General features: G+C 59.2%; 23 protein-coding genes. 14 read left to right on the top strand and 9 right to left on the bottom strand.

Going from position 1 to position 22725, the window contains the following annotated elements:
• Positions 1-158 precede the first annotated feature (158 nt).
• A complete protein-coding gene (locus ACYVIA_RS16490; protein ID WP_460842679.1) occupies positions 159-1250 on the top strand; it encodes a sensor histidine kinase in 1092 nt (363 codons plus the stop codon).
• A 75-nt stretch (positions 1251-1325) separates the two neighbouring features.
• Here the strand turns inward: ACYVIA_RS16490 and ACYVIA_RS16485 are convergent, their stop codons facing one another.
• Positions 1326-2093, bottom strand: coding sequence for a Crp/Fnr family transcriptional regulator (locus ACYVIA_RS16485; protein ID WP_460842677.1), 768 nt, complete (start codon positions 2091-2093; stop codon positions 1326-1328).
• Positions 2094-2344: 251 nt separating this feature from the next.
• Here ACYVIA_RS16485 and ACYVIA_RS16480 point away from each other — a divergent pair, with 251 nt between their 5' ends.
• The 6 genes from ACYVIA_RS16480 to ACYVIA_RS16455 all read left to right on the top strand — a co-directional run bounded on the left by ACYVIA_RS16480 (position 2345) and on the right by ACYVIA_RS16455 (position 9302).
• The gene (locus ACYVIA_RS16480) at positions 2345-2467 is read left to right on the top strand and encodes a hypothetical protein (protein ID WP_460842676.1); all 123 of its coding nucleotides are present in this window, start codon (positions 2345-2347) and stop codon (positions 2465-2467) included.
• 110 nt (positions 2468-2577) lie between these two features.
• Positions 2578-2934 carry a hypothetical protein gene (locus ACYVIA_RS16475; RefSeq protein WP_460842674.1) on the top strand — a complete coding sequence of 119 codons (357 nt, stop codon included), beginning with the start codon at positions 2578-2580 and terminating at the stop codon, positions 2932-2934.
• Positions 2935-3718: 784 nt separating this feature from the next.
• The gene (locus ACYVIA_RS16470) at positions 3719-4972 is read left to right on the top strand and encodes a putative Na+/H+ antiporter (protein WP_460842672.1); all 1254 of its coding nucleotides are present in this window, start codon (positions 3719-3721) and stop codon (positions 4970-4972) included.
• A gap of 245 nt (positions 4973-5217) precedes the next feature.
• The gene (locus ACYVIA_RS16465) at positions 5218-5658 is read left to right on the top strand and encodes a universal stress protein (protein WP_460842670.1); all 441 of its coding nucleotides are present in this window, start codon (positions 5218-5220) and stop codon (positions 5656-5658) included.
• A gap of 308 nt (positions 5659-5966) precedes the next feature.
• On the top strand, positions 5967-8558 hold the full coding sequence (locus ACYVIA_RS16460) for a bifunctional diguanylate cyclase/phosphodiesterase (RefSeq protein WP_460842668.1): 2592 nt from the start codon (positions 5967-5969) through the stop codon (positions 8556-8558).
• A gap of 480 nt (positions 8559-9038) precedes the next feature.
• Entirely contained in the window at positions 9039-9302 is a 264-nt protein-coding gene (locus ACYVIA_RS16455; RefSeq protein ID WP_460842667.1) for a DUF504 domain-containing protein, read from the top strand.
• Positions 9303-9488: 186 nt separating this feature from the next.
• Here ACYVIA_RS16455 and ACYVIA_RS16450 read toward each other — a convergent pair whose 3' ends face one another.
• The 4 genes from ACYVIA_RS16450 to ACYVIA_RS16435 all read right to left on the bottom strand — a co-directional run bounded on the left by ACYVIA_RS16450 (position 9489) and on the right by ACYVIA_RS16435 (position 12689).
• Positions 9489-9749: a hypothetical protein gene (locus tag ACYVIA_RS16450; protein WP_460842665.1), complete on the bottom strand. Its 261-nt coding sequence runs from the start codon at positions 9747-9749 to the stop codon at positions 9489-9491.
• Positions 9750-10176: 427 nt separating this feature from the next.
• Positions 10177-10749, bottom strand: coding sequence for a hypothetical protein (locus ACYVIA_RS16445; protein WP_460842664.1), 573 nt, complete (start codon positions 10747-10749; stop codon positions 10177-10179).
• A gap of 229 nt (positions 10750-10978) precedes the next feature.
• Complete coding sequence (locus ACYVIA_RS16440; protein ID WP_460842662.1) at positions 10979-11281, bottom strand: BON domain-containing protein; 303 nt, start codon at positions 11279-11281, stop codon at positions 10979-10981.
• A gap of 277 nt (positions 11282-11558) precedes the next feature.
• A complete protein-coding gene (locus tag ACYVIA_RS16435) occupies positions 11559-12689 on the bottom strand; it encodes a hypothetical protein (protein WP_460842661.1) in 1131 nt (376 codons plus the stop codon).
• On the opposite strand from ACYVIA_RS16435, the gene ACYVIA_RS16430 reads away from it, so the two are divergent.
• Positions 12655-13065 (top strand): hypothetical protein, encoded by a 411-nt coding sequence (locus ACYVIA_RS16430; protein ID WP_460842659.1) that lies wholly within the window; start codon positions 12655-12657, stop codon positions 13063-13065. The two genes, ACYVIA_RS16435 and ACYVIA_RS16430, sit on opposite strands and share 35 nt — an antisense overlap.
• A 416-nt stretch (positions 13066-13481) precedes the next feature.
• Positions 13482-14423 carry an L-lactate dehydrogenase gene (locus ACYVIA_RS16425; RefSeq protein ID WP_460842657.1) on the top strand — a complete coding sequence of 314 codons (942 nt, stop codon included), beginning with the start codon at positions 13482-13484 and terminating at the stop codon, positions 14421-14423.
• 63 nt (positions 14424-14486) lie between these two features.
• On the opposite strand, the gene ACYVIA_RS16420 is transcribed toward ACYVIA_RS16425, so the two are convergent.
• On the bottom strand, positions 14487-15086 hold the full coding sequence (locus ACYVIA_RS16420) for a type 1 glutamine amidotransferase domain-containing protein (protein ID WP_460842655.1): 600 nt from the start codon (positions 15084-15086) through the stop codon (positions 14487-14489).
• A 300-nt stretch (positions 15087-15386) separates the two neighbouring features.
• Between ACYVIA_RS16420 and ACYVIA_RS16415 the strand changes: the two genes are divergently transcribed.
• Positions 15387-16541: an MFS transporter gene (locus ACYVIA_RS16415; RefSeq protein ID WP_460842653.1), complete on the top strand. Its 1155-nt coding sequence runs from the start codon at positions 15387-15389 to the stop codon at positions 16539-16541.
• 52 nt (positions 16542-16593) lie between these two features.
• Here the strand turns inward: ACYVIA_RS16415 and glf are convergent, their stop codons facing one another.
• On the bottom strand, positions 16594-17745 hold the full coding sequence (glf, locus tag ACYVIA_RS16410) for a UDP-galactopyranose mutase (RefSeq protein ID WP_460842651.1): 1152 nt from the start codon (positions 17743-17745) through the stop codon (positions 16594-16596).
• A 651-nt stretch (positions 17746-18396) separates the two neighbouring features.
• Here glf and ACYVIA_RS16405 point away from each other — a divergent pair.
• Positions 18397-18897: a hemerythrin domain-containing protein gene (locus tag ACYVIA_RS16405; RefSeq protein ID WP_460842649.1), complete on the top strand. Its 501-nt coding sequence runs from the start codon at positions 18397-18399 to the stop codon at positions 18895-18897.
• 213 nt (positions 18898-19110) lie between these two features.
• Here ACYVIA_RS16405 and ACYVIA_RS16400 read toward each other — a convergent pair whose 3' ends face one another.
• Positions 19111-19524, bottom strand: a complete 414-nt coding sequence (locus ACYVIA_RS16400) for a bacteriohemerythrin (protein ID WP_460842646.1) — start codon at positions 19522-19524, stop codon at positions 19111-19113.
• A 250-nt stretch (positions 19525-19774) separates the two neighbouring features.
• On the opposite strand from ACYVIA_RS16400, the gene ACYVIA_RS16395 reads away from it, so the two are divergent.
• From ACYVIA_RS16395 to ACYVIA_RS16385, 3 genes are all read left to right on the top strand, one after another.
• Positions 19775-20239, top strand: coding sequence for a lysozyme inhibitor LprI family protein (locus ACYVIA_RS16395; RefSeq protein WP_460842644.1), 465 nt, complete (start codon positions 19775-19777; stop codon positions 20237-20239).
• 158 nt (positions 20240-20397) lie between these two features.
• Positions 20398-20616, top strand: a complete 219-nt coding sequence (locus ACYVIA_RS16390; RefSeq protein WP_460842642.1) for a hypothetical protein — start codon at positions 20398-20400, stop codon at positions 20614-20616.
• A gap of 89 nt (positions 20617-20705) precedes the next feature.
• Entirely contained in the window at positions 20706-21059 is a 354-nt protein-coding gene (locus tag ACYVIA_RS16385; RefSeq protein ID WP_460842640.1) for a DUF1294 domain-containing protein, read from the top strand.
• A gap of 42 nt (positions 21060-21101) precedes the next feature.
• Here the strand turns inward: ACYVIA_RS16385 and ACYVIA_RS16380 are convergent, their stop codons facing one another.
• Positions 21102-22724, bottom strand: coding sequence for an NAD(P)-binding protein (locus ACYVIA_RS16380; RefSeq protein WP_460842638.1), 1623 nt, complete (start codon positions 22722-22724; stop codon positions 21102-21104).
• Position 22725: the final 1 nt, after the last annotated feature.

The raw sequence follows: 22725 nt of genomic DNA, 5'->3' as shown, positions 1-22725 counted from the left end.
ACGTTTCTTGATCCGCAGCCATTTGCCAGGCAGCCAGCTACGTACAATTTTGTACGGACAGCGTCATCCACTCGGGATAGATTCCGCTTCCAAAAATCATGAAACAGCTTGTGCTGCGAGCGCTAGACATAGCGCAAGCAGCTGTCGGAAAGGCATTAATGCGGTTATCGGAATTTATCCTGGAAAACATGGAGCGGATCCTGCAGGCGTGGGAGGACTTCGCCCGCAGCATCCAGCCATCGCATCGCTCGATGGACGTGATCGAATTGCGCGACCATGCGAAAGAAATTCTCGAGGAGATCGCGGCCGAGCTTGCCGGTCGGGACGGGGATCGCCAATTGGATCTTCAAGGCAATACACCTGGCGAGATTCATGCGGATCTGCGCGCGGAGTCAGGATTTTCGGTCGACCAGCTTCTTGCGGAGTATCGTGCGCTGCGCGCCAGTGTGCTGCAGCTGTGGGGACAAAGGCAAAAGACTGCGACATGGTTCGAAGTCGAGGATATGACGCGATTCAACGAAGCCCTCGACCGGGCCTTGGCCGAATCCGTCGCGCGGTATTCCGAGGCGCAACGCCAGTCGCAGGACCTGTTCCTGGGCGTGATCGGACATGACCTGAAATCGCCGCTCTCGGCAATCCATCTGGGGACCACCTATCTCATGCTCGCGGAAAATGCCGACGCCAAGGTGATCCAGCTTGGATCGCGCATGCATAACAGCGCAGTGCGCATGCGAGACATCATTGAAAACCTGCTGGATTTTGTCCGTAGCCGCAATGGGCTCGGCATTCCGGTCTATCCAGGCGACGTCGACCTTGCTGCGATTTCCGAGCAGATCGCCGAGGAATTCCGGATGTCCAATCCTGACGCCATTATCCGCACGGAAGTAGCCGGCTGCGTGACAGGCCGATGGGATGGCGCACGGATCGGGCAGGTGTATCAGAATCTGATCGGTAACGCGATTCAGTACGGCTCGCAGGCGCCGGTCACCGTACGCACGCTTGAGGCAGACGGTCAGATCGTGCTGTCGGTACATAACGAAGGGCCGGCGATTCCCTCGGCGATACGACAACATATCTTCGACCCGTTGCGGCGCGGCGAAAGTGACCCAAGGCAGTCGGCTCGCCACAAGAATATGGGGCTCGGCCTGTATATCGTCCGCGAGATCGTCACCGCCCATCATGGGGCTGTTGAGGTCATTTCGTCTGATGAGGCAGGCACCACGTTCACTGTTCGCCTCCCGAAACAATAAAAAAATAACTAGACTCCGGGACGATAGGCGAGTTCTGGCCTCTCCCAAGCTCCTTCCGGGGTGCATGACAACCTGCTAGATGTAGTGATGCCTCATTCCTGCTTGCGCCGGCAATTCCCGGCCGTGTGGAAAGCCGAACAGGCGCTGGTACTGCTTGCGTACGGCGGCATAGCATTCGCAGGCTGTTTCTTCGAGCTTTTCCCTATCCAGGATCTTCATGTGGCCACGGCTGTATTTGATGAGGCCCACTTGCTGAAACATCCCGGCAACGAGGCTGACGCTGGGGCGATGGACGCCCAGCATGGCTGCTATGAACTCTTGCGTCAGGTTGAATTCATTGTCCTGCACGCGGTCGTGCGTCACGAGCAGCCAGCGGGCGAAGCGCATCTCGACGTTGTGCAGGCGGTTGCAGGCAACGGACTGGGAGACCTGCGTCAGGTATCCCTGCGCGCAGCACTCGGCGAGGTGACGTAGCGGCGACAAGGTGCTGGTGGCCTCCCTGAAATCACCTACCTTCATGCGCAGGCTTCGCCCGGCAATCTGGCAGACGATGGTCTCCGTCGCATGCGTTGCACCCAGCAGCACTTCAACATTGGTATGACTTTCGTTGCCGATGGTGCCGACTTCAACCATGCTGCCGTCTTCCATGAGCAACGTGCAGGAATGCGCACAGTTGCAGGGGAAGTAGACGTATTCGAAAGGACGGCCCTGCTGGCACAGGACATCTTTCACTTTGGTCTGAACCAGGTCGAACAAGGGCAATAGTCGCTGGTATTGCTCGTCGGAGAGTCTGGCCAGCAGACGGTTCTCGCACTGCTGTGCCTGGGCAAGGGTGACAGTCATGTCGTTTCCTTTGCTAGAGCCGTTTTAGTCTGACTGGCCGATTGAGGTCGTGGCGAGTTGCCTGCGGAACACGGGGCCCGCCGAGGGGCGCGGCGACGCGTCGTAGCGGGCTCGGTGCCCCCCCGGGCTACGGCAAGGAGGCCTCGACGGCCCCCACGCAACACCGTGCCGAGGGGAAGGCGGCCGGCATCAACGGTACAGTCAGGCTGCAACGGCTCTAAAGGTGAAAACGGGGCAAGAGGAAACGGACAGTGACTGCGGCAGCAATCAGCGATGGTTTCGACCTGGGCAGGTCTTTAGAGAAAGGTCGATGGAGTCTGCTGTCCATCGACATGGCTGAAAAGAAGATGAAGGCAAAAGGAAGCACCTTCTGACTGAATGGATACTGCTTGGGGCCGATAAGTTCAATTCTGACATTGACCTTGTGATAGCCCGGCAACGGCGATGAGATGAATCAGGCGCAACGGTTCGATGATTGCCGGCGGTGCTGTTTCTCATCATCAATGACTTCCTGCCCCCGAGCGTTTTCCGGTATTCGCGCGCGTTGTGTCAGGCATCGAACAGAAGTCTGGTGAGTTCAAGAACACAATTCATGCATGATCTGTTTTGGACGGGAGGCATCATGCTCACATTTGGTGCGACAAGGCCGGTGCTGATTGGACAGTTGGCGGTCTATGCGCCTGATCTCGACACGGCCAGACAGGCTTATGCGGTCATTGAATTGCAGGCGCAAACACAAGGTTTCGGGACCGTGACGCTGGACAACGGAGAGCAAATCGACTGGGTCGATATGCGGCGCGCAGTAGGGCCGTCCTATGAAGAATGCAGGGATGAAAAATGAACGAGCTCAACGAACGCAAGCTCAACGATCACAGCATGGCGGCGGTCATGCGCTCCGATGCCGTTGAATGTGCGACTGGCTGGCGTTGTCGAGGGGGCGGATTAAGTTCGTGCAGGAGGGAACGGCCCTGCGGGCAGCGCAGATCCTGATGCGCACCTATGCGGGGAACGACCAAAGTCCACGAAGTGGTCGATCGCTGCCTCCTGCCTCCTGCGAGCCACTGCACTTTCCGAGGGCAGGTCGATGCGTTAAGGAATGAACTCTAGGTAGGCATCTATACGTCCTATGGACAGCGTCGCACGCTTGTCCGTATGAGACGGTTGTGGTTAGCATCTTCGCAAACGCGGTATACTGCCCGACGGGTGCTCACACTTAGAGCCTGCTTGAAAACTTACTGCACAGCCCGATTTTGGCACTGCGATGCTCGTCGTACCTCACGTACGACTGCGCTTCTCCAACCAAAGTCGGACCGCTCGCTACAGTTTTCAAACAGGCTCTTAGTGTGGCAGGTTTAGCGACGGTCGGGCCGCCTCGCGGTTTTCTGCCGACCAAATGACTGCACCTGCACTCGTTCCAATCACTCTGACTGTACTGGCATTTCAGCCAGGTCCCGATTGCGCCTCCGGTTCGTGCCGGGCTCCGCCACTGCGCAGTCGCTGTCAGTCCAAAAGCAAACCGCTTCCCCTCGTAACATCAACGGCCAGCATTGGCCTTCATTGGCGGTCGATCCACCGCGCAAGTGGGGTTTGTCCTCGCATGCCATTTAAAAAATAGAACGGTTCTCATGACAGACATTAACTTCATCGCAGCCTTGATCTTCGGCCTCGCGCTTGTTCACACCTTTAGTGCCAAGTCTTTTGAACGCATTGCTGACAGGAGCCCCCGCCATGCGGGCCTGTTTCACCTGCTCGGGGAGATTGAGGTCGTGTTCGGGTTCTGGGCTTTCATTTTCATCGCCGTCATGGCGCTCGTTTCCGGGGGCGACCAGGCCATCGAGTACCTGGAATCCCGGCACTACACAGAACCTCTATTCGTATTCGTCATCATGGTCGTCGCGGCCTCGCGGCCGGTGCTCGAAGCGGTCAGGTCACTTATTTCCGCTATTGCCAGACTGGCGCCTGTCGACACCATGGTGGCGCAGGTATGGCTTTGCCTCGCCCTGGTTCCATTGATCGGCTCATTGATCACCGAACCGGCGGCCATGACCCTTGCTGCATTGATGCTGGCGCCACTCGTATTCCGCCCCGGCCTGCCGGAGTGGCTCAAGTATGCGGCGCTAGGTGTCCTGTTCGTCAACATCTCCGTAGGCGGCACGCTCACTTCGTTTGCCGCGCCGCCGGTGTTGATGGTGGCCGCAACCTGGCAGTGGGACAGCGCCTTCATGGCAGCAAATTTTGGCTGGAAGTCCGCGACCGCAGTCGTGATTAATGCGACAGGCATTACATGGCTTCTCCGCAAGCACCTTAAGGGTACAGCCGCCCCGGCCGAGGCTCCAGGACAAGTTCGTGTCCCACTGATAGTGATGCTGGTGCACCTGCTTTTTCTCGGTGCGGTCGTCGTGTTTGCGCACCATCCGGTCCTGTTCCTCGGCGTGTTTCTGTTCTTCCTGGGGTACACCCAGGCCTATGCGCAGTATCAGAACGCGCTGATTCTCAAGGAAGGGCTGCTGGTCGGATTTTTCCTTGCCGGGCTGGTCGTGCTGGGAGGGATGCAGCAATGGTGGCTTCAACCCATCGTGTCCAGCCTCGAGCCCGTCGCCTTGTTCTTTGGCGCATTGGGGCTGACGGCGATCACTGACAACGCTGCCTTGACCTACCTGGGATCATTGATCGAAGGTATTTCCGACCAGTCGAAATACATGCTCGTTGCCGGTGCAGTCGCAGGCGGCGGCCTCACGGTGATTGCCAATGCGCCGAATCCTGCGGGCGTTGCGCTTCTTCGCAATGGGTTCAATGACGGCAGCATCGGCATCGGCGGCTTGCTTGCTGGTGCCATACTGCCGACCGTGGTCGCAGCAGGTTTTCTGTTGCTGCTCTAGGCCGTGTTTGACAAGCCACTGCGCGGCCCGGATTGATGTCTGCGGTGCTCGGCGTACCAGTCGTACGCGTGCGCTCCTCGACACCACTCCGAACCGCTCGCTACGCTTGTCAAACACAGCCCAGCAGACTGTCGAAAAACGACTGCGCGGACCGGTCCTGAAGGCTGCTATGTTTTTCGGCAAGCCACCAGGTCAGCACGGCAGTCGAGAGCCTTTTCTTCAATCACACAATGGATGGTTCAACTATGTTCAAGTGCATTCTCGTTCCCACGGATGGGTCACCTCTCGCAGAGAAGGTGTTTGATTCGGCGATCGATGCCGCCAAGGCGAACAACGGCAAGATCGTGGGCATTTCCGTCGCCAAGCCTTACACCCATCCGCGTCCGACAGCGGGATCGCCCATCCCGGACTACGGCAGACAGTACGAAGAAGCGTCGATGCGGCTCGCAGAGCAGAACGTGCAGAGACTGGCCGAGGCTGCCGGGAAAAAAGGAGTGCCGTGCGAGACGATCACCCCTTGCTCGCCCGATCCCAGTGGTGAGATTCTTGCGACTGCTCAGCGCTTCGGATGCGACGTCATCTTTATCGCCTCGCATGGACGACGGGGAATCAACAAGGTTGTCCTCGGCAGCGAAACCCAGCGAGTGCTGGCAGACGCAACCATTCCTGTCCTCGTGTTTCGCTAAAGCACGCCGTACCGGCAAGGGGGCGATATAGCTGTGGCTCATCGGCAAGGGGGGCAGCGAGGATTCAAACCTCCGGTCGTCTTCGTCACATTACTATGAGTTAGCGCAATGGCGAAAAGGACTTTTCACCGGCATCTGATGTCGTAACGAAGCAAAGGACGCCACGGTGGCGCCAATGCCGGGACGCGCAGATGGCAGCGAGCGAAGATGACCCTCACATAAGTTTTCCCGCCGGACAACGGAGCGCGGGTGCTCTCCGTAAACGTCTCTACTGGCGGGTTTTCCTCTGGCCTGTCGGCGCGCTGGTCTTGATTGTTGCCGCTTGGCTGGCGTTGTTGGGGGAGCTGGACCGGGACAAGCGCGTCCACGAGGAGACGGCTCTGCGGGAGGCGCGGATCCTGTCGCGCACCTATGCGGGACACCTGCAAAAAACCCTTGAAGCGGTCGACCGGATTGCCTTGTATCTCCGGCATGCCTACGCACTCTCCGAAGGCACGTTCCGGCTTGAGAATATCGATGAAGCCGGCTTGTTGCCCAACAATGCAGACTTCGTTGCCGCCATCCTCGACCGCGACGGCACGGTTGTCACTACATCACGCCCTGCGGCGCAACCCGGCGATCTTTACGAGGAGCCATTCTTTCTTGCGCAAAAAGAGTCGCTGAAGGACGAGCTCTTCATCGGGCCGGTGCGATACGGCATAAGTACTCGGCGCAATGCGGTGCATTTCTCACGGAAACTGGTGGATGAAACGGGAGCATTCTCCGGCATTGTCCTGGTCTCCGTCGTGCCCGACTATTTCATTGCTGGTTACGAGGAAATCGCATTGGCGAAGACGGGGCTGCTTGCCATCCTGGGAGTCGACAGGAGCATTCGCGTGACGCGCATCGGAGACACCGTGTACTCCCCGAATGCGCAAGCGCTTCTGAAGCCGCTGCCACCGACCGCTGCCGCATCGGGAAGCGTGTTTCTCGACGGTGAAGAATGGTTTTCCGACAGGCGCAACCGCTATGTCGGCTGGCACACGACGGATGCCTACGGAATGGTCACCGTCGCAGGCATCGACCAGCAACAGGCGCTTGCACCGTACGCCGAGCACCGGCAAACCTGGATAAGCCACGCGCGATGGGCATCTGCCGGCCTGGCTGCGTTTTCCCTGATTGCGATGTGCCTGTCCTGGCGCCTGCTTGACAAGCAGGAACAGATCGAGGGACTGCGCGCAACCTACCGCGTGGCCACGGAAGGCGGCAGCGAGGGGTTCTATATCGCGCGTACGGTGCGCAACCAGGAAGGGCATATCTGCGATTTCAGGATTGTCGACTGCAACCATCGGGGCGCGGAACTGTTCAACCGCCGCAGGGAGGAGATGGTCGGCAAGACGATTACGGCGATCTACGGTAACGACACGGGCAAGAGGGCACTGGACGTGTTGCGTGAGGCTTGCGAAAAGGGCGTGTACGAAGGCGAGCAGGAGCAGACGCCCGATGGACCGGTGAAGGCGAAATGGCTGCACTTGCGGGTGGTGCGTGCGGACGGCGATCTTGCAGTCACGCTGCGTGACATCACCGGCCTGAAAGAACACGTGATTGCGCTGGAGCGGCGCGGAAACGAAGATGTGCTGACCGGCTTGCCAAACCGGAACTGGGTCAAGGATTACCTGCCCGGCGTCGTCAGGAGCGCGCGGGAGAACGGCAAGATGCTGGCCACGCTGTTCATTGACCTCGACGGCTTCAAGGCGGTCAATGACACCATGGGGCATGATGCCGGCGACGAACTGTTGCGCAACGCGGCGCGCCGGCTCAAGGTGGCGGTGCGCCCGCATGATCATGTCGTGCGCCTCGGCGGGGACGAATTCGTCGTGATACTCGAAACGATCGAGCACAAGGGGGACGCAGCGCACGTTGCAGAGCGCATCCTGGCGGGCTTCAGGGAGCCTTTCCGCCTGTCGAAGGGCGCGCATTCGGTGGGCACATCGATCGGCATCAGCATTTTTCCGGATGATGCGCAGGACGCGGAAAGCCTGCTCAAGCATGCCGACGTGGCCATGTATTCGGTCAAGTCTGCCGGCAAGCGAAGCTATCGTTTCTTTGACCAGAAATTCTATGATGCCGTGCGCGTGCGGCACGAGCAGGAAGCCGAGCTGCGCCATGCGCTGGAGCAGAACGAGTTCATCGTCTTTTACCAACCGCGCGTCAATATGGCCACCGGTGCTGTCTCCAGCATGGAGGCACTGGTGCGCTGGACGCATCCGGAGAAGGGAATCATCGAGCCCGCGGAATTCATTCCATTGGCCGAGGAGACCGGGCTGATCGTGCCCCTGGGGGCAAAGGTGATCGATGCGGTCTGCGCCCAGCTCGCGTATTGGCAGAAACGCGGCGGGGACCTGGTGCCGGTGTCGATCAATGTGTCAGCGCGGCAGTTCGAAAGCGGCGAGCTTGTCGCAGAGCTGCGCAGGGCCCTGGCGCGGCACAGGCTCGATTCGAAACTTGTCGAGCTTGAGATTACCGAGTCGTCGATGATGGCAGACAGCGAAGCCGTCGTCGAAACGCTTGCAGCGCTGCGCAAAATGGGCGTGAAGCTGGCCGTCGACGACTTTGGTTCCGGACATTCCTCGCTGTCACGGTTGCAGAAGCTCGATCTTGATGTGCTGAAGGTCGATAACGTATTTACCGCCGGGCTGGAAAAAACCGGCGAGGGCCGCATTCTTTTCAATGCGATTGTCACGATGGCGCATTCGCTGGGGATGCGGGTTGTCGCCGAGGGGGTGGAGAGCGCGGAACAGCTGCAGATGCTGAAGGCGCTCGAATGTGACGAGGCACAGGGCTTTTATATCTCGCGGCCGCATCCTCCGTCCGAGGAGCAACTGGGGGTGCCGGGGCTGCCGGCGACGGCGCTTATCTAAGTAAAGCTTTGCGAAGTCGGCTTGTAGGATTCATCTGACTCACTTGAGGATTTATCTCTAAGTCTTTGTAACGTAAAGAAATTTTCTGTTAGTCCACAATTCCTGTGGATAACTTTGTGAGTAACCTTGCTTTACGGACTCGGAAGCCCGATTTTCCGGGCTTTTCTATAAATTGCTTAAGAAATAGGCAAAATTAAATATTCTGAAAAATCAAGGTGTTAGACGAAACGTAGCGATTTGCGGTTACCGCCGTTGTGTAATTCTCGTTTCCGTTTCATGCCATTTACACATTGTGCATAACTGTGGTTTCTTTCAGTCTGTCAAGCCCATTTTTCACACTTTTTTGCTGCATGGCAGATTGTATTTTGCGGCCGATCATGCTTGGCGAACTGGATCAGCGGGAGAGAGCGGCACCACCGTGAGGCCGGCACCATGGGCTTGGTCACACGACAGGCCGATTCATTTCCCAGCCGGCGAACAATGATTCCGATACAAGATCTCCTTCACCGGATTCAATGGGATCCGGCCTTCGGTAACGCGACGTTCACGATCGGTTATTACGACCGCATCGACGCCGGCATCGTGCGCGTGCCGTTCCGTCGCGTTCACCTGGCGCGGGGCGAGCATTTCTCATTTGATGTGGAAGATGAGGACGGCGGCGTGCATATGGTGCCGTTTCACCGTGTGCGGGAGGTGTGGCGCAATGGGGAATTGATCTGGCAGAGAATGCCGCGCGATCGTTGAGGGCGGGCGTGCACGCGCAGCGCCCGTTTCCTGGCGCTTACTCCGTTCGGCTTCTTAAGAGCCTGTTTGAAAACTTACTGCGCAGCCCGATTTTGGCTCTGCGATGCTCGTCGTACCTCACGTACGACTGCGCTTCTCAAGCCAAACTCGGACCGCTCGCTACAGTTTTCAAACAGGCTCTAAGGCCTACTGCTTTGCGCGGCGCACGGCTTGCGCCTTGTACGGGCCGACGCAATATTTCCGCATCTGGAAGTTGGCGATGGAGCAAAACACCAGGACGCCGATCAGCGGCATGAAGAGGAGCGGCGAGGCGGAGAACAGGGCGCCGCCAAAGCCGAAGACGCTGCAGACAGCGATGACCACACCGAGCTGCCGCATGCCGACCTGCCAGGACTGGTACGCGCTGTCGAGCGTGATCAGGAGGAAAAAGACCGTCAGCAGGATCATGGCTCGCTCCCACATTGCAGGTGCACCTGCTGCGCGCCAGTCGCGTCGGTATTGCGTTGTGTCTCCATGTTGATGCCCTTTTGTCATTGATTGTGGTGGCCACGGCGGGCACCACCAGCATGCATCGGAAGGGAGTTGATCCCGTTGTATGGGGATCATGCCTTGCGATATTTACACGTAGCTGACAAACCGAGGGCGGAGAAAGGAGCCCGCATCAACACTTGCGCGGGGCTTTCACAGGTGGATGACTTCCAGGAGCGCCAAATTTGCAGTGCTCTGGTTCACCTCTCCGCCCGCGGGAGAGGGAGTGGTCCAACAACACGCGGCCGAATCAATGGTTCGACAGTTCGGGAGGAGAAGCCAACGGTAAGCCGATTCCACCATGCCACGATGCATGGAAAGGTAACTGCGGGCGACTGCGCCGGTTTCAGGGCTTGCCGACGGTCCCGGCCAGCACGCTTGCCACGACAGGGTGCGCGAGCAGCGAGCGCAAGAGTGCTTTCGCCTCGTCCTTCTGCTCGGCCGGAAATGATGAATCGTCAATCGCTTGCGCGAGCAGTTGCAGGGACAAAGGCAGGCACTGCTCGGACGCGGTGAGCTCGGGGAAACTGGCGAGAGCGTTGGTGGCGCTGGAGTTGATGTCAGGCCGCAGCGCTGACCGGTCGTCCGTGGCGCCATGCGCATGCGGCCCTTGCGCAGCAACGAGCTCCGCTACCCTGATCGCATAATGCGCCGGTACATTGCGCGAGCCTGCGTTTTGGGAACACCCCTCGACGCGATAGGCGCGTTCAGTTCCATCTGCCATTGGCCGGATGATGTGGTCCCCTTCCGAAATCGGAAGATCATCCTGGAAAACCATCAGCGTGCCGCTGCCGAACTTTGTCTTGAAAGGGCCGCTCCGCACCCCATGCCGGTCCTCGACAAAGAACTTGTCGGTCATCATCCGCGCCAGATTCATCGCATACCCGCCAAAGAAAACGAACAGGCGGGATTGTCGCATTGAATCAGTTGCAATGAGTCGGTCGCAATGAGTCGGTCGCAATGAGTCGGTCGCAATGAGTCGTCACACGAAGCGTTGCGTCCACGCAGCGCGTGAACTCGCAGATGTGCCGCCGGAAGAACGCTGCAAAAGCGCAGCAAGGCATATCCCGGCGGCATTGCGTGCCGCCGGGGCTGGTGCGTCACCGCATCTGTTCACCCGTGTCGTTGCGCCGTGTACGGGCGCGGCATTACTCGCCGGATGCCGTTCCTTGGTTGCGTACCTTGATGTTGTTGAAGACCTGCTCCACGCCGGAGACCTTGAGCGCGGTCTGTCCTGCTTCATAGCGCTGCTTTTCGTTATCAATGAAGCCCGACAGGATGACGACGCCTTTGTGTGTTTCGACATTGACCGACTTCGCGCCGCCGATGCCTTCTGTCTGGGCAATTTCCTTCTTCATCTGCGCTGCCAGTTGCGCATCAGGCGACTTCGGCGCAGAAGAGCAGGCGCCGAGCAAAAACGCTGCGCTGAGGAAAAGAGCTGTCGTTCTCATCGTGATTCCTTTCTTCATTATCATTCTTGGTGGCGGGAAGAACCGTTGCGCACCGCGCTGGAAAACGGTTCCCCTTGTAATACAGTTTTTTGCGCGCACAGTTCCCCGCGCGGCATGCGCTTTGCACATGGTTACTGCATCAAGGAAAAAGTTGTGGCGTCGTGTGCGCACATGTGCCGCGCGGTCCAGCCAGACCCGTATTGCCCGAAGAGAGCGGAGCGGCAGCGGCGCCGCTCCGTGCAAACGAACCGGCGACGCAGGTGCCGCGACCTTCTGCTTACATCGGATACATGCGGATCCAGGCGCTGCCGCTGATCCCGGCGCCGCTCACCGGCGGCTGCGTGTTGACCGTGATCGTTTCGCCGATAAGATCCTTTGCCGGCACCGCCGGGAACTCCGAGGTCGCCGCAGCGGCAGGGCGCACGATGGTCCCGACGTGCGAGAGGGTGACATGCATCGTGAAATGACCCGCGATGTTCTGCAGTGCGGCCAGCCTGCTGCCCGCCTGGGAGAAGCCGGTTTCCAGGTCCATGAAGAGAATCGTGCTGGTGGTGTCGCCATAGCCGTCGGGGATCTGCTCCAGCGGCAGCAGGCGCACCGTCCCGGCCGGGGCAGGGATGCTTTCCCTGACTTCAGTGCCGCTCGCATTGCGCCCATACACATGGATCTGTGCACCGTCGCGCATGCGCACCGTGCTGATGCGGCCGTTCTGGTCCGTCGCCATTTCGACGTTGTCGATCACAAAGCGCATGATCTCCGGCACCGAGCCGCCGCCGACGCCCGGCGAGCCGGGCTGCTCCGTCAGGTCGAATGCGATGCGGCCGACGACAGTCTGGTTGCCGACCTGCTGTCCGGCGGCGGAAGGCAGCACATGCGTGCCCACGCGGATGCCGAATGCAGCGACTGGCGCTGCCGGTGCGGCGGCGGCAGGTTGGACGCCGCAGGTGCCGTCCACCGCAACGCTGCATCCCTCGGCTTGCGCCTCGGCGGCGAGGTTGGGCAGGTAGCTCACCGGGCTGCCCGAGGCGATATCGACGATGCCTGTCGGGCCTTCGAACACGCTCATGTTGATCGGCAGGTAGATCACGCGGTTGGTGCGGATGTACAGGAGCTGGTTGGCGACCATTTCCATGTGCCCGTTGAACTGCTGATCGGCGACAGGGGTGGGCGCCGGTTCGGATGGCGGCGTGCTGCCGGGCGTGGAAGGACTATCGCCGGGTGTGGCAGGCGGCGTGTTCCCGGTCGGCGTGGACGGTGTGGATGGTGTCGATGGTGTATTTGCCGGCGGTGTGCCGGTATCGGTGCCGGCGTTGCTGGTGGCAGTCGGCGATCCACCGCCGCCACCGCCGCAGGCGGCCACAAGCGCCGATGCGATGATCATCGACAGCATTTTCGTTTTCTGCATCATTTGGTCTTCCTCCTGGGTTGGTTTGCGAGATGTGCCGGAGCCGCTTCAAGCTGACGGGCTCTGGCAAGGCCGAGACGATTTGCGGCACTGGCCAATAAATTTCGGAATGCATTGCTATTGCGTTGATCTTGCGGGGCACGGAGGAGGTGCCCGCAGACAGGCCGTCGGCAACAATGCTTGTGCGGATTGCTGCCATGTCGGGAATGCGGCCGGGCTTGCCATTGCCGGTTCGCAGATGGGAACCATTGTGTATTTCGAAGGAGCAGGTCCGGGTACGCTGCAGGACTGCATTGCTTTTGCATTCATTCGGCGCGTGCGCGGGCACGACTTGGGTATTGCGCAATCTGCGGAACTGTCTCACCGGCTCTCCACATAAGCATGACGCATCGCCTGTTCCGTGCAGTGCACGAAACAGCGCAAAGTTCATGAAGGAAGATGCTGCCCGCGGCAGGTGCACGCCACCTTGTGGTGGCGCAAAGACGCACAGGCGCCGTGGAGCAAGTCAGATATGGGTCAACAGCGCAAAACTATCCACGCTGTTTGCTGTCGAAATTTTTTCGTTGACCAGTTGCCGGCGTGGTGAGCGGCACACAGCAGGATGGATTCAATGCGGCGGGCAGCATGTAGTGATGCGTTTTCGCTGATTGTTGCAATTGCATTGCATGCTGTCCGGCGCGCTTTTATATCGGTGCGCCTTCATTCATTCCCGATGTCAGCTGCGTTTCCTTAACGCTTTCTGCACCTTTCGTGCACCAGTCCAGGATCCTTCTTCGACTTGTTTCCTCTACGCTCATGAAGATCGGTATTGTCGGCGTTGGCAATGTTGGTGCAACGGCAGCCTACTCACTGGCGCTGCAAGGCGTCGGTACGGACCTCGTGCTGGTCGACCAGGATGCGCATCGGGCAGAAGCGCATCGCATGGACATCCTGCATGCGACACCGTTTGCGTTTCCCGTGCGCGTGCATGTCGGCGACCTGTCGGACCTTGCGGGATGTGGCGTCGTGATCCTTGCGGCCGGCGTTGCCCAGTTGCCGGGGGAATCGCGCCTGCAGCTCCTGTCGCGCAATGCGGCCGTTTTTGCGCAGCTCGTGCCCCAGATCGTGCGCCATGCGAGCGATACGATCCTGCTGGTCGCAACCAACCCGCTCGACATCATGACGCACGTCGCCACGGTCCTCTCCGGCCTGCCGCCCTCGCGCGTGCTGGGGTCGGGCACGATCCTCGACACGGCGCGCTTTCGTTCACTGCTCGGCGAGCACTTCTCTGTGTCGCCCAGCTCCGTGCATGCGTATGTACTCGGTGAACACGGGGATTCCGAAGTACTGATCTGGTCCACGGCGCAGATTGCCGGCGTGCCATTGCAGCAGTACGCAGCCGCTTGCCGGGGGGCGGGAGCGGCTTTCGATGCAAGCACGATGGCAGATATCGATGACGCCGTGCGCAGGGCGGCCTATCGCATCATCGCCGGCAAGGGGGCGACTTACTATGGCATCGGCGCAGCGCTGGCCCGGCTGGTGCGTGCTATCGAACATGACGAGCGTTCGGTGTTCACTGCGTGCGCCATCACCGAGGAAGTGGAAGGCGTCAAGCACGTTGCACTTTCCCTGCCGCTGGTGATCGGCCGCGACGGCGTGCACCAGCAGGTTCCACCGCAGATGGATGCGGCGGAAGCGCAGTCGCTGCGCATCAGTGCGCAATTGATCAAGCAATGGACTTCCAGCCTCGGTTACTGAAGCGCCGCGCCCAGTGTGCGGGTCGCGGGGAGCGCGCCGAACTCCCCGGCGGTGAAAGCTTCGTCAGCTTGATGCAATCCCGACCGCGTGTTCGTCCGGCGTGCCGCGCAGGCTTGCCTGCATGCGCAGGGCGATCACTTCAATCATCTTGTCGTTGAACGCCGGGATATCCTCCGGCCTGCGGCTGCTGATCAGGTTGCCATCCACGGCGACTTCCTGGTCAACCCAGTTTCCCCCGGCGTTGCGGATATCCTGTTCAAGATCGGGATAGGCGGTCAGTGTGCGCCCCTGCACCAGGCCGGCGGAGACGAGCAGCCACGCGCCATGGCAGATGACCGCAATCGGCTTGTTGTCTTCATCGATGTTCTGGATGAAGCGCTGGGCCTCCTCCATGTTGCGCAGCGCGGCCGCATTCACTTTGCCCCCGGGCAGCAGCACGGCGTCGAATGCTTTTGCATCGGCCTCGCGCAAGAGCAGGTCCACGGTGAATTCGTCGCCGGGCTGATCGTGATGCATCCCCCGCACCTTGTCGAATTTGTCAGAGACGATGGTCGTCAATGCGCCTTGTGCCTCCAGCGCCTTCTTTGGTTCGGTCATTTCGACCTGCTCGAAACCATCGGTGACGAGGATGGCGATATTCATGCCATTAACTACTGGATCCACGGTTTATCTCCTGCCAGAAAATCATGTTGATTGATTGGCACGAAAAAAGTTCGTCCGTACAGCCTTCAATGCAGTCAACCCGGCAACAGCACGCGTGAGCGATCGCCTGTCGGTTGCTTCCTGCCTTTCCTGTTTCGCATTCACTGAATCGTTCGCCTTGCAGGGCAGAGAGCCGTTTCCGCACTGTTGCCAGGTTCGCACTGCCAGAAACGTTTTCTTTCAAATTGCTGCTGCAGCGCAGAAACTATTCCCGCAGAGAATCATCACAGCGTTCCTTGAAGAAAAATTCTCCTGATCAAGATGAGCACTGCGATACTCTCCCAACGCTTTCCGTTTTTTCAAACCCGACCCCAGCTGGCTCTCCCCATATTGTTCACGGTTTTTGGCGTGATGATGGGTTCATGGGCCGGTCGCATTCCCGCCTTGCGCGACGCGCTGCAGTTGTCGCATACCGCCTTGTCGATGGTGCTGCTCTGCGGCGGTCTCGGCGCAGTGATTTCCTATCCGCTGACATCGCGTCTAATGGCGGCCTTTGGCGGACGGATCACGACGTATTCTTCCGGCCTTGCGCTGCTCGCAGTTTTGCTGTGCATCGGCAGCGCGCCGAGCGTGCCGCTGATGATGCTGGCCGTGCTCTCGCTTGGCATTACCGCGAGCTGCTTCGATGTCGGCGTCAACTCCCTCGCCACCCAATATGAAAAGAGCACCGGCAAGTCGGAAATGTCAAAGCTGCATGGCTGGGGCTGCGCCGGCGGCCTGGTCGGCGCAACGCTGGGCAGCGTGATGGCATCGCTGCAGATTCCGCCGCTGTTGCACTTCCTGATGATTGCCGCGCCGGTGGCTTTCTTCCTGTGGATGGGTATTCAGTGGCTCGACGCCGATGCTCCGTCCACCAAAGTGGAGCGCAAGACCTTTGCCTTGCCCCGCGGGCCACTGGCACTGCTCGGCGCGCTTGGCTTCCTCAGCGCGATGTCCGAAGGGAGCATCGCCGACTGGAGCGGCGTCTTCCTGAAGGATCACTTCGGCGTCACTGACGGTTTTGCCCCGTTGGCACTGACGGCGTTCTCCGTGATGATGCTGATCGCCCGCCTGAGCGGCGACCGTCTGAAGGAACGCTTCTCTGCGCGCAGCCTCGTGCGCGCCAGCGCAAGCATTGCAGCAATCGGCCTGTTCTTTGCTGTGCTGGCGCCGAATGCCTATCTGGCATTGGCCGGTTTCGGCATTGCCGGCCTGGGCCTTGCACTCGTGTTTCCGTTTGTGTTCAGCGCAGCAGGCAAGGAAGGCCCGGTTGCACTAGCGGGCGTCGCCACCATGGCCTACACCGGCAGTCTGATGGGGCCGCCAGTGGTCGGCTCGCTCGCGCATGGCCTTGGCATCCAGGCCGCGATGGGTTTCGTCGGCGGACTGAGCGTGGTGATTGCGCTGGTCGCGAGCCGGAGCGCGATGCTGAAATAAGGTCAATGGACCAACGAGCCCACGCGGTATGCACGCCCCGTGGGCTCTTTTTTTATCCAAGCGGATTGACCACAAAAACCGGCATCCGCTCGCCGCTGGAGCGGCAAGCAAGGAAGCGCTCCGCCACGTCGAGCGCCTCTCCGATCGTGACATGCATGTCGAGGTAACGATAGGTGCCCAGCCGGCCCACGAAGGTGGCATGCCGTTCTTCATTGGCCAGCTCGATATAGCGCTTGAGCTGCGACTTTTCCTTCGCAAGGCGGATCGGGTAGTAGGGCGTGTCGTTCTCTTCACAGAAGCGGCTGTACTCCTTGAAGATCACTGTGCCGTCATGCGACTCCCACGGCGAGAAATGCTTGTGTTCCGAGATGCGCGTCCACGGCACTTCCTCGTCACAGTAGTTGATCACCGGGTTGCCCTGGTAGTCCCCCTGATGGCGTTCTGACGCGAAGTCCAGTGTGCGATAGCCGAGCCGTCCCTCGCTGTGGCGGAACCACGCATCGACGGGGCCGCTGTAGAACACATGCTCATACTCGCCCGCCATGTCGCGTTCGAACTTCGTGCCAAGGTGGACCTTGATGCTGGCATGGTCCAGCATGCGTGCGACGATCTCCGTATAGCCATTCTTCGGCATGCCCTGGAAGGTGCTAGCGTAATAGTTGTCGTCGTAGTTAAAGCGCACCGGCAGCCGGCGCAGGATGCTCGCAGGAAGCTCCGACGGATGCATGCCCCATTGCTTGGTCGTGTAGCCCTTGAAGAAAGCCTCATACAGCTCACGACCGACAAAGCGCAGCGCCTGCTCCTCGAAAGTCTGCGGATCGGCGATGCTTTGGTCCCCGAGCGAAGAAAGAAAGGCTTCTGCTTCCCTCGGATTGAATGTCTTGCCAAAGAATTGGTTGATCGTCAGCAGATTGATGGGAAGCGAGAACATGCGCCCCTTGGTGATGGCTTTCACACGGTTGGTGAAAGGCATGAACTCGTCAAATTGCCGAACGTAATTCCAGACTTTCTCGTTACTGGTATGGAAGATGTGCGGACCATAGACGTGCACCATCACACCCGTTTCCGCGTCACGTTCCGTATGACAATTGCCCGCGATGTGCGGGCGGGTATCGAAGACATCGACTTGATAGCCGGCCTTGGCCAGCTCATGGGCGATCACGGCGCCCGAAAATCCTGCTCCTGCAATGCCGATTTTTTTCACGTTGCGCCTCTTTTTATTCTGGGGGTTCGGTCATGTTGCGCTGCCGACGCTGCGCTGATGACTGCCGCGATGGCGCGGCATTCCTGTTCATTGCTCGTCGGTCAACACCGAAAAAATCCCGCCCGAAGGCGGGATAAACTGATCAGGAGACTACTATCAGGCAGTAAGCCTGACCCTACAGTAGCAAGTCCCATGCCGCCGTCGCTCAGCATGTGACGTGCGTCGTGCATGACACATGTTGCGTGGCATCGAGACGAGAATGGGTGCTGCTTCGTGCACCTGTTTCACAAGCGTTTTCAGAGGGGAGAATGTGCCTTGTCGCGGGAAGCGCGGAGAAATGGCTTGACCTGTACCGAGGCGTATTTCATGTAATCAGCATGGAGATATGTACAAAGCGAGTGCACGATGTGCACGCTCCTTGCGGTGGCGTATGGCGACCTTTGCCCACATCCGCTCGTACGTTTTGAAAGAAGACTGCCAAGCCGCAATGCGTAGTATGTTGCAGCCATGCACGGAGGAGCGGCGACCAATGATTCCTTTTGAACTTCGCCAGCTGCCTTCCGTCGAATTTTGTTATCGGCGCGTTCGTGCAGGACGACACGACGCGGGGAATCGGGGTACTGAGCCAGCCACTGAGAAACGGAGCGAGAAATGGATACCGATACGATGGAGAATCGCGGTGCATTCCCGGTCGACCGGCCGATCGAAGCGCTGCTGAGAGACCACAACACGGCTCGCAAGCATGCTGAAGTGCTTGCCAACACGCAGGATCCCGCAGTCAGGAAGCTGGCTTCATCGCAACTACTGCAACTCCTGGAAGTGCACTCGCGGCTTGAAGAGACGGTTTTCTATCCGGCCGTGCGCAACGTCGATTCCGCAATGATCGGCCACTTCGAGGAAGAGCACCAGAAGACCGATGAATTGCTGCAATCACTGAAGTCGATGTCAATGGACGACCCGCAGTTCGAACAGATACTGCGCCAGCTCATCTCCATGACCATGCATCATATTCACGAAGAAGAGGACGAGTTTTTCCCCAAGCTCGAACAGGCAAACATGGACATGGCGCCCATTGGCCTGCAGATGCAGGCCTTCGAGGCAAACCTTGTCCATGCACAGGCACAAGCCTCACAGCAGGGCGCACGGCCGTAGTCGGTCGACGGCACCATTACGCTTGGGAAGGGAGGCGACCATGTCCGCATCTGCAGCCTGCACGTCTTGAACACTTCAGTTTCGTAGTGCGGTTTGCAGCGATGCTGGTTGCCGTCGGTTCTCTCGCCATTCTTACCAGGCAAGAGGAATGGGCGGAAGCTTCCGCGATCTGCGTGGCCCCGTCCTGCATTGAGACGGAGCTGCAGAGACTGCTCAGGCGACCGTTACGCCACGCTCTTCAAAGAACGCTCCATATTTGCGATCCACATTCTGGATGTGGTTCACCAGCCAGTTCTTGACGAGGTCAAGCACCTCGTTGCCCAGGTCGGCGCCATCCTCGAACTTCATCAGATGGTCCATCACCGCCGCGCTGAACTTGTCGTGCAAGGCCTTGTGCGCCTTCGCCTCGGGATACTCGTAACGCTCGAACAGTTCCTCCTCGATGATGAAGTGATTCATCGTGTAGTCCATCAGCCCCTGGAGGAATTCCTGTATCGCGGCGCGGTCCGCCTGCGGCTTTTGCAGCTCGCGATGGAGCTTGTCCGTGGTATCGAACAACCAGCGATGCTGGTCATCGATGGTCTTGATGCCAATGGCGTAGTCGTCGGACCAACTCGTTTGCGTCATGTCTTTACTCCCAAATGGATGCTCGTCGCGCTGCCTTCAGCCGTGCCTGCAGGTCTTGGGCTCGTTGGGTAAACGCCGTAGCAACGGATATCTCTGGTTTCTGAATAAAACCGCTTTTGAAATTGCAGACTGGAAATAGTTTATGACAAGATGAGGCGTTTTTGTACTTTTGGTATGTGTCGTACGCATACATACCTTCGTCTTAACTGCCCTGTAAGCGAGCCCGATAATTTAGAGTCGTCCTCATCTGATGCGCATTATTCTTACTTCAATAGCACTGTTTTTCTTCCCTCTGGTTGCGACTGCAACCGAGGATCGCGTTGTCGCCGTAATGTCCAAGGCGACGGGCTTCACTGAAGCAGAGATTCGGCAGCATGGTGAAAAAGGCTGCGAGAGCGGAGTGCAGCTTTACATGACGATTTGCGCGCTGTACCACTATTACGAGAAAGATGTCGAGCTGAATACCACCTATCAGACGCTGGTTAGCAAGCTAAAGCACAAGAGCATCCGGGAGGATCTGCGTACGGCACAACGAGCATGGGTGACGTATCGTGATGCTGAATGCAAATTCAATACTGCGCTGTGGGAGGGGGGAAGTATCCGACCGATGGAGAACGCATTCTGTCTCATGCGTATAACGGAAGAGCGAACGAGGCAGCTGAACGACCATTTGAACTGCGAAGGGGAAGAGTGCCCTGCATTCAATGAGGAATGACCGGACTCGTGGCGAGGAAATGGGCGTTAGACTCGGATGGTCAAGGGCTTCTACTCCCTTTGTGGCCAGCTCTCCTTGGGGCGCCGGACGGAGGGCTTGCAATGAATTTGCTCACTGCAAGCGACCTCAACGATTCATCATTCACTCCAAAGAGATATATGCGTAAACTCCTGGCTGGTTTTCTGTTCGTCGGCGCTGCAGCCTCCCTGTTTTTCCGGGCATGGCTGTTCGGGTTCATCTTGCTGGTCATTGCGCTAGTGCTCATGTCGAGCGGTCAAAGCGGTGCTCACGGAATCGGCAGTTCGGGCGAGTCGTCCGGCATCGACAACGACGGTGACAGCGGTGGTGATGGAGGCGGGGATGGCGGTGGGGATTGATCTGATCATGCGACGCAGGCGTAATCGTCTCGTCCGCGCGAAGGCCGTGACCTGCCCAGTCATGGCTTAAATCCGGATAACGTCGTCACATGATCCCCATCCTTTTCCTTGTCGCTCTTGCTGCGGCAGTCAGCTTTGGATTCGTCAACGCCTACGTGCTGTGGCTTTATCTCGCAGCAAGCGTGATCACATTCTGCGTCTATGCTGCAGACAAATCGGCCGCACGCAATCGCCGGCGGCGGACGCCCGAGAACACGTTGCACATGCTGTCATTGTTGGGTGGCTGGCCGGGCGCGATGGCTGCGCAGCAGACGCTGCGCCATAAGTCGAGCAAACGCTCTTTCCTGATGGTTTTCTGGTTGACCTTGATCGCTAATCTTGCCGTCCTGGGCTTCGTTCTGTCACCGCATGGAGCGTGGCTTTCCGTAGGCCTGAAGGCGTGACGGCCTTGTCCGTCCCCGATACTTACCGTTTCTCTCTGCGCGTCAGATCCTCTCCGGTTCCGTCCTGATCGCTCCACACGGGCATTCTGCGACGCAGATGCCGCAACCCTTGCAGTAGTCGTAATTGATCGCGAAGCGTTTTCCCGGCCCGAGTTTGATCACCGCGTTGTCGGGGCAGACGCCGTAGCAGTTGTCGCACTCGAAGCAATTGCCGCAGGACAGGCAACGCCGCGCTTCGAACTGCGCATTGCTTTCGTCCAATCCGCCGAGCACTTCGTCGAATGTTGATTGGCGGCGGATGATGTCGAGCACTGGTTGCACGGTCTTCGGTGCATCGGCGTAATACCAGGTGTTGAGCTTGTCGTAGGTGGCGACTTCGTGCTTGGGCGTCGGTGCGTAGGTCGTGCCGCGCAGCCAGCCGTCGATGTTGCGTGCCGCCTTTTTCCCATGGCCGATCGCGACGGTGACAGTACGGTCTGCCGGCACCATGTCGCCGCCGGCAAAAATGCCGGGATGCGAGGTCATCATGCCGCGGTCAACCTGCACGACGCCATCCTTCATCGCCAGGTCCGGCACATTGGACAGCAGCGACAGGTCCACGTCCTGCCCGAGCGCGAGTACCAGTGAGTCGGCCTCGATCGTCTCGAACTCGCCGGTCGGCTGCGGGAAGCCGTTGGCATCCAGTGCCATCTTCTCCACGGTGAAGGATGATTCGCCGGCCTCCTTGATGGTGGACAGCCATTTCATCATCACGCCTTCCTGCAGCGCTTCCTCAACTTCGAAGTCGTGCGCCGGCATCTTGTCGCGTGTGCGGCGGTAGACAATGATGGACTCTTCCGCGCCCAGACGTTTGGCGGTGCGAGCGACGTCGATCGCAGTATTGCCGCCGCCATAGACCACCACGCGACGGCCGAGGAGGGGCTTGTCTTCGCCTTCCATGCTGCGCAAGACAGATACCGCATCGAGAATCTTGCCAGCGTCGCCGGCGGGGATATAGGCGCGCTTGGCGACATGTGCGCCGACGGCGAGGAATACGGCGTCGTATCCGCCTTCCTTCATCGTTGCGAGCACATCATCAACCTTGCGATTGAGGCGGATCGTCACACCCATGTCCTGTATGCGCTTGACTTCGGCATCGAGCACGTCGCGCGGCAGGCGGTACTTCGGGATGCCGTAGCGCATCATGCCGCCGGTGTACGGGCCGGCTTCCATGATGGTGACCGCATGGCCGAGCAGGCGTAGGTGCCACGCGGCAGACAGGCCGGACGGGCCGGCGCCGATCACCAGCACATGCTTGCCGGACGATGCGCCCGGTTCGACTTTCCAGCCTTGCCGGACTGCTTCGTCACCGAGGAAGCGCTCGACCGCATGGATGTTGACCGCCTCGTCGAGCTGGCCGCGGTTGCAGGAGGATTCGCACGGGTGGTAGCAGACGCGGCCCATGATGGCGGGCATAGGATTGTTCTTCACCAGCTCGCGCCAGGCGGCTTCGTAGTCGCCGGACTCGGCATGGAACAGCCATGCCTGGATGTTTTCTCCCGCGGGGCAGGCGTTGTTGCAGGGCGGCAGGCGATCGACATACACCGGACGGCTGGTGCGCCAGGAGCCGGTGCGGTTGGCGAGCGAGGAACCGACGTCGAGGGTAATTGCAAACGGCTTGTCCATC

The organism is Noviherbaspirillum agri (assembly GCF_054780595.1).
Note: the sequence above shows the minus strand (reverse complement) of the source record. Positions and strands in the feature narration are given on the sequence as shown.

Coding starts and splice junctions, on each gene's coding strand:
- ACYVIA_RS16425 (WP_460842657.1), top strand. CDS start 13,482: ATGAAGATCGGTATTGTCGGCGTTGGCAATGTTGGTGCAACGGCAGCC.
- ACYVIA_RS16415 (WP_460842653.1), top strand. CDS start 15,387: ATGAGCACTGCGATACTCTCCCAACGCTTTCCGTTTTTTCAAACCCGA.
- ACYVIA_RS16455 (WP_460842667.1), top strand. CDS start 9,039: ATGATTCCGATACAAGATCTCCTTCACCGGATTCAATGGGATCCGGCC.
- ACYVIA_RS16380 (WP_460842638.1), bottom strand. CDS start 22,724: ATGGACAAGCCGTTTGCAATTACCCTCGACGTCGGTTCCTCGCTCGCC.
- ACYVIA_RS16400 (WP_460842646.1), bottom strand. CDS start 19,524: ATGACGCAAACGAGTTGGTCCGACGACTACGCCATTGGCATCAAGACC.
- ACYVIA_RS16440 (WP_460842662.1), bottom strand. CDS start 11,281: ATGAGAACGACAGCTCTTTTCCTCAGCGCAGCGTTTTTGCTCGGCGCC.
- ACYVIA_RS16385 (WP_460842640.1), top strand. CDS start 20,706: ATGATCCCCATCCTTTTCCTTGTCGCTCTTGCTGCGGCAGTCAGCTTT.
- ACYVIA_RS16405 (WP_460842649.1), top strand. CDS start 18,397: ATGGATACCGATACGATGGAGAATCGCGGTGCATTCCCGGTCGACCGG.
- ACYVIA_RS16465 (WP_460842670.1), top strand. CDS start 5,218: ATGTTCAAGTGCATTCTCGTTCCCACGGATGGGTCACCTCTCGCAGAG.
- ACYVIA_RS16470 (WP_460842672.1), top strand. CDS start 3,719: ATGACAGACATTAACTTCATCGCAGCCTTGATCTTCGGCCTCGCGCTT.
- ACYVIA_RS16445 (WP_460842664.1), bottom strand. CDS start 10,749: ATGCGACAATCCCGCCTGTTCGTTTTCTTTGGCGGGTATGCGATGAAT.
- ACYVIA_RS16430 (WP_460842659.1), top strand. CDS start 12,655: ATGATCATCGACAGCATTTTCGTTTTCTGCATCATTTGGTCTTCCTCC.
- ACYVIA_RS16485 (WP_460842677.1), bottom strand. CDS start 2,093: ATGACTGTCACCCTTGCCCAGGCACAGCAGTGCGAGAACCGTCTGCTG.
- ACYVIA_RS16450 (WP_460842665.1), bottom strand. CDS start 9,749: ATGATCCTGCTGACGGTCTTTTTCCTCCTGATCACGCTCGACAGCGCG.
- ACYVIA_RS16390 (WP_460842642.1), top strand. CDS start 20,398: ATGCGTAAACTCCTGGCTGGTTTTCTGTTCGTCGGCGCTGCAGCCTCC.
- ACYVIA_RS16395 (WP_460842644.1), top strand. CDS start 19,775: ATGCGCATTATTCTTACTTCAATAGCACTGTTTTTCTTCCCTCTGGTT.
- ACYVIA_RS16435 (WP_460842661.1), bottom strand. CDS start 12,689: ATGATGCAGAAAACGAAAATGCTGTCGATGATCATCGCATCGGCGCTT.
- ACYVIA_RS16490 (WP_460842679.1), top strand. CDS start 159: ATGCGGTTATCGGAATTTATCCTGGAAAACATGGAGCGGATCCTGCAG.